10 protein-coding genes and 3 pseudogenes are annotated in these 15,321 nt (G+C 37.2%); 6 read left to right on the forward strand and 7 right to left on the reverse strand.

All coding sequences use genetic code 11. The features are described 5' to 3' along the window. Positions 1-175: 175 nt before the first annotated feature. The 3 genes and pseudogenes from ACPC57_RS10465 to ACPC57_RS10475 all read right to left on the reverse strand — a co-directional run bounded on the left by ACPC57_RS10465 (position 176) and on the right by ACPC57_RS10475 (position 2,405). Positions 176-736: pseudogene (locus ACPC57_RS10465) on the reverse strand (DUF1697 domain-containing protein). Beyond that, on the reverse strand, positions 733-1,674 hold the full coding sequence (locus ACPC57_RS10470) for a serine hydrolase domain-containing protein (protein WP_217374292.1): 942 nt from the start codon (positions 1,672-1,674) through the stop codon (positions 733-735). The pseudogene ACPC57_RS10465 and the gene ACPC57_RS10470 overlap by 4 nt, the downstream one beginning before the upstream one ends. Beyond that, complete coding sequence (locus ACPC57_RS10475; protein ID WP_434065448.1) at positions 1,671-2,405, reverse strand: CppA N-terminal domain-containing protein; 735 nt, start codon at positions 2,403-2,405, stop codon at positions 1,671-1,673. Before ACPC57_RS10475 ends, ACPC57_RS10470 begins: the two co-directional genes overlap by 4 nt. 192 nt (positions 2,406-2,597) lie before the next feature. Between ACPC57_RS10475 and ACPC57_RS10480 the strand changes: the two genes are divergently transcribed. Then, complete coding sequence (locus ACPC57_RS10480; protein ID WP_434066921.1) at positions 2,598-4,865, forward strand: Xaa-Pro dipeptidyl-peptidase; 2,268 nt, start codon at positions 2,598-2,600, stop codon at positions 4,863-4,865. 164 nt (positions 4,866-5,029) lie between these two features. On the opposite strand, the pseudogene ACPC57_RS10485 reads toward ACPC57_RS10480, so the two are convergent. Then, positions 5,030-6,191: pseudogene (locus ACPC57_RS10485) on the reverse strand (SIS domain-containing protein). 360 nt (positions 6,192-6,551) lie between these two features. Here ACPC57_RS10485 and ACPC57_RS10490 point away from each other — a divergent pair. After that, positions 6,552-6,851, forward strand: coding sequence for a YbaB/EbfC family nucleoid-associated protein (locus ACPC57_RS10490; protein ID WP_434066922.1), 300 nt, complete (start codon positions 6,552-6,554; stop codon positions 6,849-6,851). A 46-nt stretch (positions 6,852-6,897) separates the two neighbouring features. On the opposite strand, the gene ACPC57_RS10495 is transcribed toward ACPC57_RS10490, so the two are convergent. Then, positions 6,898-8,658 (reverse strand): glycerophosphodiester phosphodiesterase, encoded by a 1,761-nt coding sequence (locus ACPC57_RS10495; protein WP_434066923.1) that lies wholly within the window; start codon positions 8,656-8,658, stop codon positions 6,898-6,900. A 79-nt stretch (positions 8,659-8,737) separates the two neighbouring features. Here ACPC57_RS10495 and ACPC57_RS10500 point away from each other — a divergent pair, with 79 nt between their 5' ends. Then, complete coding sequence (locus ACPC57_RS10500) at positions 8,738-9,277, forward strand: GNAT family N-acetyltransferase (RefSeq protein WP_434066924.1); 540 nt, start codon at positions 8,738-8,740, stop codon at positions 9,275-9,277. A 354-nt stretch (positions 9,278-9,631) separates the two neighbouring features. On the opposite strand, the gene ACPC57_RS10505 is transcribed toward ACPC57_RS10500, so the two are convergent. Further along, a complete protein-coding gene (locus ACPC57_RS10505) occupies positions 9,632-10,126 on the reverse strand; it encodes a DUF536 domain-containing protein (protein WP_217375195.1) in 495 nt (164 codons plus the stop codon). A 204-nt stretch (positions 10,127-10,330) separates the two neighbouring features. Between ACPC57_RS10505 and ACPC57_RS10510 the strand changes: the two are divergent. Beyond that, positions 10,331-11,488: pseudogene (locus ACPC57_RS10510) on the forward strand (IS3 family transposase). Between the two features lie 144 nt (positions 11,489-11,632). Here the strand turns inward: ACPC57_RS10510 and ACPC57_RS10515 are convergent. Beyond that, a complete protein-coding gene (locus tag ACPC57_RS10515; RefSeq protein ID WP_039670418.1) occupies positions 11,633-12,412 on the reverse strand; it encodes a MerR family DNA-binding transcriptional regulator in 780 nt (259 codons plus the stop codon). Positions 12,413-12,502: 90 nt separating this feature from the next. Between ACPC57_RS10515 and ACPC57_RS10520 the strand changes: the two genes are divergently transcribed. Then, positions 12,503-14,407, forward strand: a complete 1,905-nt coding sequence (locus ACPC57_RS10520; protein ID WP_003134160.1) for a heavy metal translocating P-type ATPase — start codon at positions 12,503-12,505, stop codon at positions 14,405-14,407. Next, positions 14,408-14,800 carry a hypothetical protein gene (locus tag ACPC57_RS10525; RefSeq protein ID WP_434066925.1) on the forward strand — a complete coding sequence of 131 codons (393 nt, stop codon included), beginning with the start codon at positions 14,408-14,410 and terminating at the stop codon, positions 14,798-14,800. Positions 14,801-15,321 lie beyond the last annotated feature (521 nt).

The following is a 15,321-nucleotide window of genomic DNA, read 5'->3' on the forward strand; positions in this document are numbered from 1 at the left end:
CTAATGTGAGTTTCGTCGCTTTTCATTATAGGTCATATGGGACTTTTTTTCTACACTAAAAAAGGCTCCATAATCTCCACGGTGGTTTTACCCACTACAGAAATTATAGAGCCTATTTTTGTCATTTATCCTAGTTATTATAGATAAAAGAGAAAGATGTCAAGAGCGTTACAAATCAGTGACTTTTAGTATTTTTTTTAGTATTCAAATAGTTTGATATTGCTGAAAATGTTTTTGAATTTCGTATGGTTACCTGCTTGTAAAAAGGTGACTTAGCCAACTACTTGTGGTAGGCCGTTTGTAAATAGCTATCTTCGAAGTATTTGCCCCAATAGATTGCATAAGCAGAAATAAACACAATTTCGACGCCTAACATTAAGGATTGAATATAGTCAATCATAGTCTGCTTTTCCAAACCTTCGGTGAAAAAGAGAACATCCTTTCTCGCCAATTCTTCTTGCCACCAAGCTGGAAGTTGATCGAATTCTGCTTGATAATCTTGGGCATCTAACAGAGCAAATTGTTTCACAAAAAGGTAGGTTGTTGCAAAAAAAGTTTGAAAATCAGCAACAATCTCCCTCCTATCCTTTGTAGAATCGAAGAAAAGATTGCCACTATTAATGTAGGTCTCAACATTGTCATAACCTAAATCAGCCACTGCTTGACGCAAATCTGCCATCACTATTTTATTACGTCCACCGACATTGATTCCTCTCAGTAGAAGAACATATCTCATTTCACTTCACCCTCTAAAACCTGCCGAATTAGAGCCATCACTTGGTTTCGATCCAACTTCCACTGGGCACGCTCATCCTTTTCAAAGGTACGATTCGAGAGAAAAATAGCCGCTTTTTGCAAGGGTCGATTGTACATGATAAAGGTTCCCGTATAGCCTGTATGCGACAGCCAATCCCCCTTTTTATCCCAGGCCAGCGACCGCTTGCGCTTGACATCAAAACCATAGTCCTGGGTCAAATCTGCCGCAAAATCCTCTGTCAGGTAATGTTCCAAAAAGATTTCCAAATCCTTAATCGTCGAAAAAAGACCTGCACTTCCCGCGTGGACACCCAATACACGCGCCTTGGGATCATGCACCACACCAGACGGCACACCACGCACTGTCGGCACTGCCTGACTCACTGGGCCAAAGGAGGTTTGGGACATGCCAAAGGGCTCTAGAACGTCTCGTCTGATAAGCTGGTCCAGACTGTCTCCACTTAATTCCTCCAACAAAAAGCCCAATAGAAGAAAATTGAGGTCTGTATAGAGAAAATCCTTATTATCTGTGACCCTGATGTTCAATATCGCTTCTTTAAGTTGCTCTGCATTTAAATTATCCCGATTGGGAATAAAAGGATCAATACCACTGGTATGAGTGAGCAATTGACGGATGGTTACTTGGCTATTTTGAAAAGCTGGATAGTAAGACTGTAAGGTCCTATCCAACTCCAGAGCTCCGCTATTGACCAAAAAAATCACGAGCGTCCCTACACCCACTACTTTGGAAACGGAGGCTAAATCATAGGTCAAGCCTGGCTGAACTGGCACCTGACCGTCTTGTGTGCCCAGATAGTACTCCTGCCACTGACCCTTAGAAAAAAGAGCCAGACTGACACCAGGATAGACCCCTTGTTCAATCTGCTCTGAAATCTTGTCTATGATAACTTGTCTCATTTTTCGAACCACAATTCAATGCCACTTGGGTCCACAGTTTGAATGAATGTCTCTTTTTTGTCCTTAAAGAACGGACCCTCTAACTGGCTTTCCAAGTTTGCCCAATCAAAATCTTTCTCAACCGGGAAACGTAAACTATCTAAATCCCATACTTGTTCTGCGGGGGCTAATAACTCTTCGCCTTCTGCACCAATGAAGCGCAAAAAAGTTTGATTTGGCAAGATAGTTTCATAAAAATCTTGGCTGACGCTTGGCTGCGGAGTATTTATCCAAACTGACTCAACTGTAAAAGCCGTCAAGCCAGAAAAATCACCCTGTCCTTTAAATGGAACTGGTGGAAGAATCGTTTTTAACTCCTCAGCAGATGCTTCCGCATGCAACAGAAATGTATCACCCTCAGGCGAAACAGCTTCAAATCCAAATCCGTTTTTTCCTTGGTAAAGCTTGCTATACTGTGTACCCGCTGCTAATAGGGCTTCAATCTCTTCGGCCTTGTCTACTTTTATGATGATTTTATTTAACTTTTTTGTCCCATTTACTGCACGGGTTCTCATGCTTGGCGACTCAACAAGTACAAGCTTTGTCTCCACACCAGCATGTCCACTAAACTCTGCAAATGCCCCCTCTTCAAGGATGGTTTTCATCCCTAAGTCTCTCTCTAAAAATTCTTGATTTAATTTTCTATTATTGATCCGTACAACCGGAACAATTGCTGCTTTTGTATTTAACACTCTATCTCGTTTCCCCTCCTACTGTATCTTATTATTTTATAGAATTTTATCCATTTTTACAACTGATTTAATGTCGATTTTTACACTTTCTCAGTAAATTTATTTGCTTAAATTCCCTCCCCCTTAGACAAAGCAAGGAGTATCAGATATAATGTCTATTATAGACTATTATCAAAAAAAAGAGGAGAATTTATGCGCTTTAACCAATATTCTTTTATCAAAAAAGAGGATTCCATCTACCTCCAAGAACTTGCCAGTCTCGGTTTCCACCTAAATCCAAATGCCAGTAACAAGGAAAATTTAGAAACATTTGTGAGAAAATGCCATTTTCTGACTAGCAATACTGACCTCCCATTGTCCAATATGATTGCGGACTGGGAAACAGATTTACTAACTTTTTTCCGCTCTGAGCGCGAGGTTACAGACCAAATTTTCTATCATGTAGCTTTCCAATTGCTTGGATTTGTTCCAAATTTTGATTACACAGATATTGACGACTTTGTAAAGAAAACCAATTTCCCAATTGTATACAGCGATATTATCGAAAATATCTACCATCTGCTCAATACTCGTACCAAGTCTGGTAATACCTTGATAGATCAACTTGTCAGCGATGATCTGATTCCTGAAGATAACCAGTACCACTTCTTCAATGGCAAATCCCTAGCAACTTTTTCGACCAAACAGCTCATCCGTGAGGTGGTCTATGTTGAAGCTCCTGTAGATACAGCTGACAGTGGGCAAACGGATTTGGTCAAGGTGTCCATTCTCCGTCCACGCTTTAATGGACAAATTCCTGCGGTCATTACCAACAGTCCTTATCATCAAGGTGTCAACGAGATAGCTAGCGACAAAGCCCTGCATAAGATGGAGGGCGAGTTAACTGAGAAACCAGCTGGCACTATTTCGGTCGTATCAAGCACAATCAACAAACTGAAATTGGACAATCGGGATCTCCCAAGCAGCCCCGCAACTGAAAAATTAGGCCATATTGGCTCTTATTCCCTAAACGAATACTTCCTTAGTCGTGGATTTGCCAGCATTCATGTTTCGGGTGTCGGTACGCTAGGATCTACGGGCTATATGACCTCTGGAGACTACCAACAGGTAGAAGGGTATAAGGCAGTTATCGACTGGCTAAACGGCCGTAATAAGGCCTATACAGACCATACACGTTCACTGCAAGTCACAGCTGATTGGGCAAACGGCAAGGTAGCAACAACTGGTCTCTCTTACTTGGGTACAATGTCTAACGCCCTAGCAACAACTGGTGTAGAGGGTTTGGAAGTCGTCATCGCAGAAGCAGGAATTTCCTCTTGGTATGACTACTACCGGGAAAACGGGCTCGTTACCAGTCCAGGAGGCTATCCTGGAGAAGATTTAGATAGCTTAACTGCTTTAACCTATTCTAAGAGCCTACAAGCAGGTGACTTCCTTCGTAACAAAGAAGCCTACGAAAGAGGACTGGCAGCTGAGCGCGTCGGACTTGAGCGTTCAAATGGCGATTACAACCAATACTGGCACGATCGTAACTATCTTCTCCACGCGGACAAGGTTAACTGTGAAGTTGTCTTTACCCATGGATCACAAGATTGGAATGTGAAACCAATTCATGTGTGGAACATGTTCCATGCTCTACCTGGCCATATCAAGAAACATCTCTTCTTCCATAATGGCGCCCATGTCTATATGAATAATTGGCAGTCAATCGATTTCCGTGAATCCATGAATGCTCTACTTAGCCAAAAATTACTCGGATATGACAATGACTACCAACTTCCTACTGTCATTTGGCAAGATAACAGCGCAGCTCAAACATGGACTGACTTAGAAACGTTTGGAGGACAGACAGAATCTCAATTCCCATTGGGACAAGATCAAGCGCAAATCCAAAATCATTACGACGAAGAAACCTTTGAAAAGTATTGCAAATCTTATCCTACATTCCACCAAGATCTCATTTCAGACAAAGCCAACCAAGTAACCATCGACTTCGAATTGGATCAAGATATCCATCTAAATGGGAGAGCCATCCTTCAACTACAGGTCAAATCAAGTGTCAGCAAAGGATTGCTTTCAGCCCAACTCTTGGATTTTGGCCCTGCCAAACGACTCAGCCCAATTCCAGGAATGGTGTCTCGAAACAGCTTGGATAACGGTCGGTATTACGCCCAAGAAAACCTAACTGAGCTTCCATTTACAGAAACGCCTTATCGCCTGATTACCAAAGGATTCATCAATCTTCAAAATCGTACCGATTTATTGACTGTAGAAGCCGTTACTCCAAATCATTGGATGACGCTTCGATGGGAACTGCAACCAACTATTTATAAACTTAAAAAAGGTGATAAACTCCGCTTAGTCCTTTATACGACTGATTTTGAGTGCACTGTAAGAGATAATTCCGAATGGCAAATCAGCCTTGATTTAAGCCAATCTCAATTAATCTTACCGCATTAATAAAATATTTCCATTCCGTTTTATCTAAAATGGAATACCCAAAACAAAACGCATAAAATCATGTTCATTATGATTCTATGCGTTTTTTCAATGTAAATTGCTTCTACCAATTCAAATAGACGAGTCAAAACGAGTCGCACTACTATACAACTCGAATGAATGTTCTACTTTTCTAATGGATGAATAATAACACCTTGCACAACACGGTTTACTGTCCCAGTTGGTGACGGTGTATCTGGTAAATTTTTGCATTTAATTGCAGTTAAGATAGACACTGTCTGAGGAAAAAGAATGTAAGGGAACATTAAGAAAACATCCGGTAAGAATAGTCCCCCTTCAGAGAGGATAAAGTTCGGTGCCTCAGTTCCCCCCAATTGATCAGCTGAAAGTGCAACAACACTTTTGGCAATACCATCCTCATTAAGTAAAGTCAACATCATACTGGCGAGTATAAGCATCATTTGATGCGAAAAGAATAACCAGTGTCTTATCATTAATAAATGACTTTGGACCATGACGAAATCCGAGTGGAGATTCATACAGTGTAACAATCTTACCAGCTGTGAGCTCAAGGATTTTCAATTGAGCTTCGTGAGCTAAGCCATAGAAACCACCAGCGCCCAGATAAATAACACGCTCAAAATCTAGATTGACCAGATCTTGTACATAGTCCTCCCGATCAAGGACATCTTGACCTAAGCGAATAATCGTTTCAACCCAATGAGCATTTTCTTCTTGGCTAGCTGGTGAAAATACTAGAAGGGCTGTCAAAGACATGAAACTAAAGCTTCCAGTCATTGCAAAACCTTTATCGTTTGAACCTGCTGGTTGCAAGAGCAAGAGGTTATCGGTATCCCCCTCAGCCGCAACAGCTAGTTTTCCTTCTGGTGCACACGTGATTGTCACTTGGTAAAGTTCATCCACTAACTGTTTGGCAATTTCAACTGCAGCTAAACTCTCAGGTGAATTTCCTGAACGGGCAAATGAAACTAAAATAGTTGGAATATCCGCTTGAAGATAATCATAGGTGCGTCCAACTAGTTCAACAGAACCAACTGTAGAAAAACGAATGTGTTTCAGGTCATTGACTTGGTTTAGATAATTTGCAATACTCTGACCAACAAAGTCTAATGTCCCTGCTCCGGTAAAGATTACTCGGATTAAATCATGTTTTTCTTTTATCCCCGATAGAAAACTTTCTATCGCTTCTAGCTGAGACACATATACTTGATATGCCTCTTGCCATAGACCAGGTTGTTGGAAAATTTCCTTTGCAGTAATACTTGCGCCCAATTTTTCAAGTTCTTCTTTTGCTAAACGAAACATAACTTCTCCTTGCCTCTGGTTATAATCAGTTTTTGTTTTATTTATAACCTGTTCGCTCAGCAAAGTCAATTTAAAATAGGTTAATATATCAAATTTACAGTTACATGGAATTTTGCACTAATTTCTAGAGTAAATGATTATAACTAGCTACTTTGAAAAATTTTGATTGTATATATGTTTGATTGATAAATCTGATTAACCCATTCTTCATTTTGAGTTATTATTTAATCATGATATAATATTAATCATACAAGAAATCTCCTCTACAATTGATTACTTCTGAAAAAGTGGTCAAAATAGGTTGAATTTTCAAAATAAAAGGGTCTAAACCCTTGATACGAAAGGAATCTTAAAAATCTTATGATGAATATGCAAAATATGATGCGCCAAGCTCAAAAACTTCAAAAGCAAATGGAGAAGAGTCAAGCTGAACTAGCTGCTACTCAATTTACAGGTAGTTCTGTACAGGACTTAGTTACTGCAACCTTTACTGGGGATAAAAAATTAGTATCAATCGATTTTAAGTCTGAAGTTGTTGATGCTGACGATATTGAGACATTGCAAGAAATGACAGTCCAGGCTATCAATGATGCTCTGACAAAAGTTGATGAGGTAACTCAGAAAAAACTTGGTGCATTTGCAGGTAAATTACCATTTTAAAACATAAAAAGACGCGAGTGGCATAGTGACCGTTCACGTCTTTTTGTTATTCAAAATTATAGAGTAAGTGCTGAAATTCAAGGAAAAATAGATCAGGATAGCGATGATTCTCTTCCAATTCACTCATCAAACTTTTTAGACCTGTTAAATTATCAGTAATAATACCATCTACTTGCAGCAAGAGCATCTTGGTCATACTCTCTTCATCGTTTGGTGTCCAAGCATAAACAGATTTCCCTCGGATCCAAGACTTAGTCATAAAATTCTGATCAAGCGAAGTATATTCCATTGTATATCCGTCAGCCACAGTGGTTGGATAAATGGAATTGAACGGAAGAATGAAGAAAGAAACCAGTTGCTCATTATATTGTTTGCTTTCAATAATCGTACGATAGTCTAACGAATGCATTTGATGACCTTTAGCAATTAGACGTTGACCATATTTTTTCAGAAAATTTCCTGTAAGATTTGGTGAATCTGCATCTGTTACTTTAATTTCCACTAATAATTTCTGACCAAGCTCATCAGCTTTTTCTAGATACTCATCAAAAGAAGGAACAGGAGCTGTCATCCCGTTTTCTGATGCAGTCATCGCCGTCAACTCTGCTAGAGTATAGTCATGTGTCCCTCCGGTATTGCCCGTCAAAGCCATTAAATCTGTATCATGCATGACAATGAATTGGCCATCTTTGGTCTCCTGAACATCCATCTCAATATAGTCCGGCTTGAGTTGAGAGGTCTTTTCCAGAGCCTCAATCGAATTCTGAACAGCATTGCCATTGTCAACACCTCGATGGGAAATAGTCACTGGCAAGGTGTCAAATGGGTAATAAAGGAGCAATGCCCCTTGGACACCAAAAACAAGACTAGATACCAGAAAAATAGCCAATCGAAGACGATGACGGAGACGCTTGCGACGATATATTGGTAGCTTCTTTCCGGTTAATAGACTGATAAAACCTATCATAAAGAGAGCAATGACTCCGTAATAGGCTAACCTTAATACTATATAGCAAACAACAGCTAACCAATATGAAAGACTTGGAGCATAATCTTCTACTAACAGCTGTATAGAATAGAGCAACAATGCAACTCCCGTAAAAAAGATAACCGGAAAAGTGACCAAGCCAACTAAACGCACAAGGTAATTGACTTGTTTGATTCCCTTTGTATGCTTCCAAGAAAATGCAATAGATTCTTTCACACTCCTATGTTCAAAATAGATTTTCGGTAGTGCGAACATGAGTCGGGAGGCAAGCCAAAAGAAAAGGAGGAGGGAAACTAAAATCAAGACCCCTATCCAGACTGTGTTGGATAGGTAATCAAGGACAAACTGTGGCACAACGATTTTATTAAAATAATAAATATTTAATATTCGACGTAGAAAGGGTAAAAGGAGAACTGAATAAAAAAGGAGGAAGATAATTTTTGGTAAGCTACTATGACGGATAATTGCGACCATACTATCTCTAACATCTCTCAAGTAATCCGATAAGTGCTTGACTTTTTCATCTAACAATTGCCAAACCCCAGTAAATAGAAGAGCTAACTCCAGATAGGCAATCCCAATATTGGCGAAAAATAAGAGAATAAACAAGCCAGAAACAAAAAGATTCTCAGAAAATACCGATAAAAGATTCGTCGGTGAAAGATAAGCATGACCTGTTAGGGCTAATAGCCTTTCTGAGACCCACGAATTAAGTGGTATCCACACAAACTCCATAAATGCGAACAGGGTAAAAAAGAGTAATAGAATCTTGTCTAAGTTGTAATAGATTTTTTGAAATTCACGATATATCTTTTTCATGGTACTAGTGTCCCATATTCTTTCAGGAATTGCAAGCCATCATTAAACATGAAAAAATAGAAAAATAAAGGAGAAATGAATGACTACCCAACCGACCATTGCAGTATTGAAAGAAGAGCATTTCTATTCAATTTGGAAAAATGGATATAGCCAAATCCAACCTGAGTGGAAAAAATGGGATGGACCTTATTTTGAAGATTATCAGATGTATCCTGATTTTGAAGCATTTCGAATGAGTAAACTTTACAATTTCTTCTGTAATGATACTGTTTGGGGCATATTTGTAGATCAAGAACCGATAGGAATTGTTACACGACATTGGGAAGATGAAAAAACTCGATGGCTCGAAATCGGGATTGTTATCTATCAGCAAAAGTATTGGAATGGGGGCTACGGGACAAGAGCTCTCAAACTCTGGATGAATCATATTTTTCAAACTAATACTGAATTAGAACATATCGGACTCACTACTTGGTCTGACAACCACCGTATGATGCGAGCAGCTGAAAAAATCGGTATGATAAAAGAAGCGCAGATCCGCAAAGTGCGATACTGGAAGGGACATTATTACGACTCTGTCAAATATGGAATAATAAGAGAGGGAATGGGAAGCAGATAAAATAGTTCCCATTCCAGATTCTTTACCCCTAACGAACGATTACAAAAATTAAGTAACAATGCGCTTACGATATAAGACAAAAAAAGATTGGTACCTACCAATCTTTTTAGTGCAATCATTCACTTCCACATTCTCATACTCTTCGAGAATCAAAATTATCAGTTGTCAAGAGCCTGGATGAGTGAAGAGCTCCACTGGACCTTGATTCGCTTCCTTATTTTCAGGCTCATGATAAAAAGGTCCACTGGACCTTGATTCGCTTCCTTATTTTCAGGCTCATGATAAAAAGGTCCACTGGACCTTGATTCGCTTCCTTATTTTCAGGCTCATGATAAAAAGGTCCACTGGACCTTTTTATTTTCCAAACAAGCGTGCAAAGAAACCTTTGGTTTGCACTTCTTGTGACTGCGCTTTGACTTCATCTAACTCCAGCTTGAGGACTTCCTTATCAGCCATTGCTTTGAGAGTCAACTGTTGCTGTTGATCCAGTTGTTTGTCCTTCTCTGCAATCTGCACATCCTTAACTTTGAGTTGCTCATCTTTTTCTGCAAGTTGCTTATCTTTGGCTTTTAATTGACTATAAAGACGAATAATCTCCGCATTTTTTTCGTCAACCAAGATTTCCATCAATTCGCGCTGCTTAACTTCTTCGCTAATTGGTTCATCTTCAAAAATGGTTGTTTTGTAGATTTCTTCCAACTTAATCAAGCCAGCACGATTTACAACAGTCACACCCTTGTCATTTTTCTCTACGAATTCTTCTGGAAGTGATTTAACACGATTATTCATTGCCTGGCGGCTCACTCCCAAAATTTCAGCTAATTCACTGACTGTTTTTTCGATTCCCATAATTTCCTCGGTACTTACATTTCTCATAGTTTGTATCATTAAAATATTACCACATAAGCCTATCCCTGTCAAATTTAGGAGGAGCACCGTATGTGTCTGAAATTTTGAGAGGAGTCGAAACTGGAGCTATACTATACTATAAAAGTGGACAGAAAATTGTGTGTTGTAATCTGTCTATTAAGACACAAAAATGAAAGGACTTTTATGTCAGGTTTTAAACGTTACGACGAGGATTTCAAACAATCGTTCGTTAATCTCTATCAAACTGGTAAAACACAAACTGAACTCTGTAAAGATTATGGGGTATCTTCTTCTGCACTTGCAAAATGGATTAAGCAGTACTCTCAAGTGCGTCTTGAAGATAATACGGTGTTGACTGCTAAACAGATTCAAGAATTACAAAAAAGGAATGCCCAACTAGAGGAAGAAAATCTGATCTTAAAAAAAGCGAGTGCCATATTCATGCAAAACTCCAAGTAAGATTGAAAGCCATCTATAGACTCCGATTTGAACACACGACAGTTATGCTCTGTCGTGTTTTACATGTCAATCGTTCCACCTACTATAACTTCATAAACAAGAGGCCTTCGAAGCGTGAAGTAGAAAATCAACGCTTGAGAAAATTACTCCTTGAGATTTATATGAAAGCCAAGAAAAGAATTGGAACGAGAGCTTTTAAAATCATTCTTCTGCGTGATTATGGCGTTAATATTTCTGAAGGCCGTATCTTAAGACTTCTCAAGTCTATGACACTCCCTAAAATGTCAACCATCAAACATCGTTTTAAATCAAAAAAAGCTCCTGTATTTTCTTCTGATAATCTGCTTAAACAAGAATTTAACCCGAACTCCCCAAATCAAGTTTGGACAACAGATTTCACTTATATCTCTATAGGACCTAAACGACATGTTTATCTCTGTGCTATTCTTGACCTCTACTCAAGGAAATGTATTGCGTGGAAAGTAAGTGATCGAATTGATGCCAAACTCGCCTGTGATACCTTAGAGATAGCTATAAAGAAAAGAAAACCTAAAGAACCAATCATTTTTCATTCTGATCAAGGCAGTCAATTTAAGTCAGCTTCCTTTAGAAAGCTATTAGATGAGCATCAATTGCTTGCTTCTTACTCCAAACCTGGTTATCCTTATGATAATGCCGTGACTGAGGTCTTTTTCAAGTATCTTAAACAACGAGAAATTAATCGCAGAACTTATCACTCCATTCAAGAAGTTCAACTCTCTTGCTTTGAATACATCGAACAATTTTATAACAATTATAATCCTCATTCCGCCAACAATGGTTTAACTCCAAATCAGAAAGAAGAAAATTATTTCAAGAAAATATAGCTCATTTTGTGTCTAAATATTTGACATTAGTCCAGTGGGACATTTCCTTGGGGAAATGTTAGAACAAATATTAGCCCAGAAAATGTAGTATTCCTACTCCCAAATTAAAAAATACAATACTAGATACATATCTAGTATTGTATTTTTAGATAACTGCCAATTAATTTAATAATATCCTTAATTCCAGATGTGGCGTTGAAAAGTTGTACGGATTTTCGTAAGTTTCCAGAATTAATATAGAATTTTGCTTAAGTTTTTTAAGTCTAATTAATTCATCCGTTATCTTATCAGGTTCAATATGTTGTGCTTGAACACAGACATGATCAATATGCAAAATTTTTATGTTTTTTAACTTTGATGAGTGGCCCCGAACTTTTAAGGCAAGAAATTTATCGTAGTTACCATACTGGAGTGAATAATAACACCCAATTCGGTTAAAAAATTCTATTTCTAAATCCTTCAACATAGAGATAGTTTTATTAATTGTATCATAGTACTTATTTGAAAAAAATACATCATCGAAAGGTATCAAGATAAAATCCTCATGAGTTTGCTCTAAATCAACATTAATTGATGAGTCTAGTTTTTGAGATAAGCTTATTTCATTTTGTATATATTCTAAAAATTGCTTATCCTCTTTTAATTGCTTTTCTTTTAATTCTAATATGTTACTAGCTTTTCTAATGATTTTGATCAAATTGATCTCAGTTTCGGACTTAATAAAGTCGTTAAAAGTCCCTAGAGGAATTCCATAATCAGCACATAATTTTATAATTTTCACATATGGAATATGTGCATGAGAGTAATAGCGGTAACCATTATTAGCATCAATTAATGCTGGATGTAAAATGCCGATAGACTCATAATATCTTAAAGCCTTGATATGTATACCAGAATAGCTGCTAAGTTTTCCTATAGTCAAATAATTTTTATTTTCCATTCTTTCTCCTTGACCTTACCGTAAAGGTATAGTTTATAATATCAGTATAACATATAAAAATAATTATATCATTTAGAAGAGGGATCTAATATGAAAAGCTTAATTACAGCTTTAAAAGAAAAGAGAGCATTACGCTTATATTTTATCGGAATAATAATTTTTATCATCGGATTATTACTCCCAATATCAAGTACAGTCAGAGTTTTAATTAGCATAATAGCAACTATTTTATCGGGATATCATGTAATGCTTGAAGGGATAGATGATACCATAAAAGAGACAGTCAAAAAGAAAAGATTTACTCCTAATACGCATATTTTAATGACACTTGCCGCAATAGGTGCAATTTTCTTAGGAGAAGCCGTTGAAGCTGCTCTACTAATCTTTATATTCGCAGGGGCACACTTTCTTGAAGAATATGTTGAGGGAAAAAGTAAACGGGAAATTACTAAACTAATAGAACTAAATCCTACGGAAGCTCGTTTAATTAATAATGAGGGAAATATAGAAGTAGTTTCGATTGATAAATTAAAAATAGGTGATAGACTTCAAGTTTTGAATGGAGCGCAAGTTCCAACTGATGGTATCATACTTAATGGTTCAACAAGCATTGATGAGTCAACCATAAATGGTGAAAGTATTCCTCGAGAAAAAAATGTTGGTGATATTGTTTTTGGTTCAACCATTAATGGTACAGGTACATTCACTATGAGAGTATCCAAGGATAGCAAGGATACAGTATTTTCTAAAATATTAACTATGGTTGAAGAGTCACAAAATAACCTTTCACCAACTGCCGATTTCATAAAACGTTTTGAACCACACTATGTCAACGGAGTATTAGTAATATTTTTAGCTTTAATTATATTTTCTCCAATGTTTTTAGGCTGGACATTAACGGAAACAATTTCAAGAAGTTTAGTCTTTCTAGTCTCTGCTTCACCATGTGCATTAGCTGTTGCTGCAATTCCTGCAACATTAGCTGGAATATCATCTTTAGCAAAACAAGGAATACTATTTAAAGGTGGTAATTTTCTTTCAAATTTAATTAATTTAAAAGCTGTCGCTTTTGATAAAACAGGAACATTGACAGAAGGAAAACCAAAAGTAGTAGATTTCTATTTTAATCCCGAACTTGATGGTGAATCCTTTAGAAATACATTAGTAGCAATGGAAAAGCAAAGTAATCACCCATTAGCAAATGCTATAGTTAATAAATTTGAAATTCAAAAAGTTGACTACGATATCAAAGTAGAAAATGAACTTGGGACAGGGTTGAGCGCAACCTACCAAGGAGAAAGCTATCGAATTGCTAAACCAAGTGCTTTTAAAATCGTAAGTCAAGAATGGATTGAAAAACAGGAAAACTTTGAAAATGAAGGAAAAACGGTGGTATTTATTGCTGTTAACGATAAAGTCGAAGGCTTAATAGCAATTCAAGATACTCCTCAAAAGACTGCAATTTCGGCAATTCAATATTTAAATAAGAATCAAATAAAGACTATTATGATAACTGGTGATGCAGTATTAACGGGAAAGGCAATTGGGAAACAGTTAGGCGTAAGAGATGTGCAGGCAAATGTAATGCCTGATGAAAAGGCAAAAATAATAAATGAAAATAAAGAAAAATATGGTCCAACCGCGATGATCGGAGATGGTGTGAATGATGCACCAGCACTTGCTGTAGCAGATGTAGGTATTGCGATGGGAGATGGCACGGATGTAGCTATAGAAACTGCAGATGTAGTATTAATGAATAATGACCTTGGTAATTTTGTGAGTGCACATAAAACTTCTAAAAGATTAAAAAATATTGTAACTCAAAATATAATATTTGCTTTATTAGTTGTTCTATTTTTAGTGTATATTAGTCTATGGAAAAATACCTCGGTGGTACTAAGCATAACATTGCATGAGGGAAGTACGCTGGTTGTTCTGCTAAATTCATTGAGATTATTATTGCCAAATAAAAAAGATATAGAAGGAGAGCTATAAATGTTTAAAAATATATTTCAAAACTTAACTGAACAAGCACAAGAAATTTTGGGGAATATAACCGAAAATATTCCTGAACAAATTCAAAATGTTGCAGGAGGTATAACCGAAAACATTCCCGAACAAATTCAAAATGTTGCAGGAGGTATAACCGAAAATATTCCTGAACAAATTCAAAATGTTGCAGGAGGTATAACCGAAAATATTCCTGAACAAATTCAAAATGTTGCAGGAGGTATAACCGAAAATATCCCTGAACAAATTCAAAATGTTGCAGGAGGTATAACCGAAAATATCCCTGAACAAATTCAAAATGTTGCAGGAGATATAACCGAAAATATCCCTGAACAAATTCAAAATATTACAGATAGTATTACCAAATTTTTGGGATAATATAAATTTTTCTCATCTTTTGAGAATATGAAATTTTATTATGCCTAATCAAATGTATCGAACTAGTTTGAAACCCAAAGACCACCTCGTTATATGCCATGAATCAGTCAGAAGGCTTGATATTCGATCAACCAGATACATACGAGGTATCCTTTAGAAAGATTTTAGATATATTAATTGAGTCACTACAATCAGGTGGCTTTTTTTGTTCAGTATTGAGGTCGGTATCAAGGTCAGTATTAGGGTCAGTATTAGGGTCGGTATCAAGGTCAGTATTGAGGTCGGTATTAGGGTCGGTATTGAAAAGTGTTATCGACCTTAAGAATGGACTAACAATTATTTATAGCCATGCTTTGAGAAAAAGCAAACTTTTCCTGAAACTTATATTTTTTGGTTCTGTTGCAAAGTTTTAAATAAAGAATAAAATCCCTTACGGTATCTATAATTTAAGCTGGGATTCCCAATAATACCTTGATTTCAGTACAGACCGAAAACCCGAAGAGAGTGCCTTCTTTTCGGGT

This window comes from Streptococcus sp. VTCC 12886 (assembly GCF_049893425.1).
GTDB lineage: Bacteria > Bacillota > Bacilli > Lactobacillales > Streptococcaceae > Streptococcus > Streptococcus suis_AA.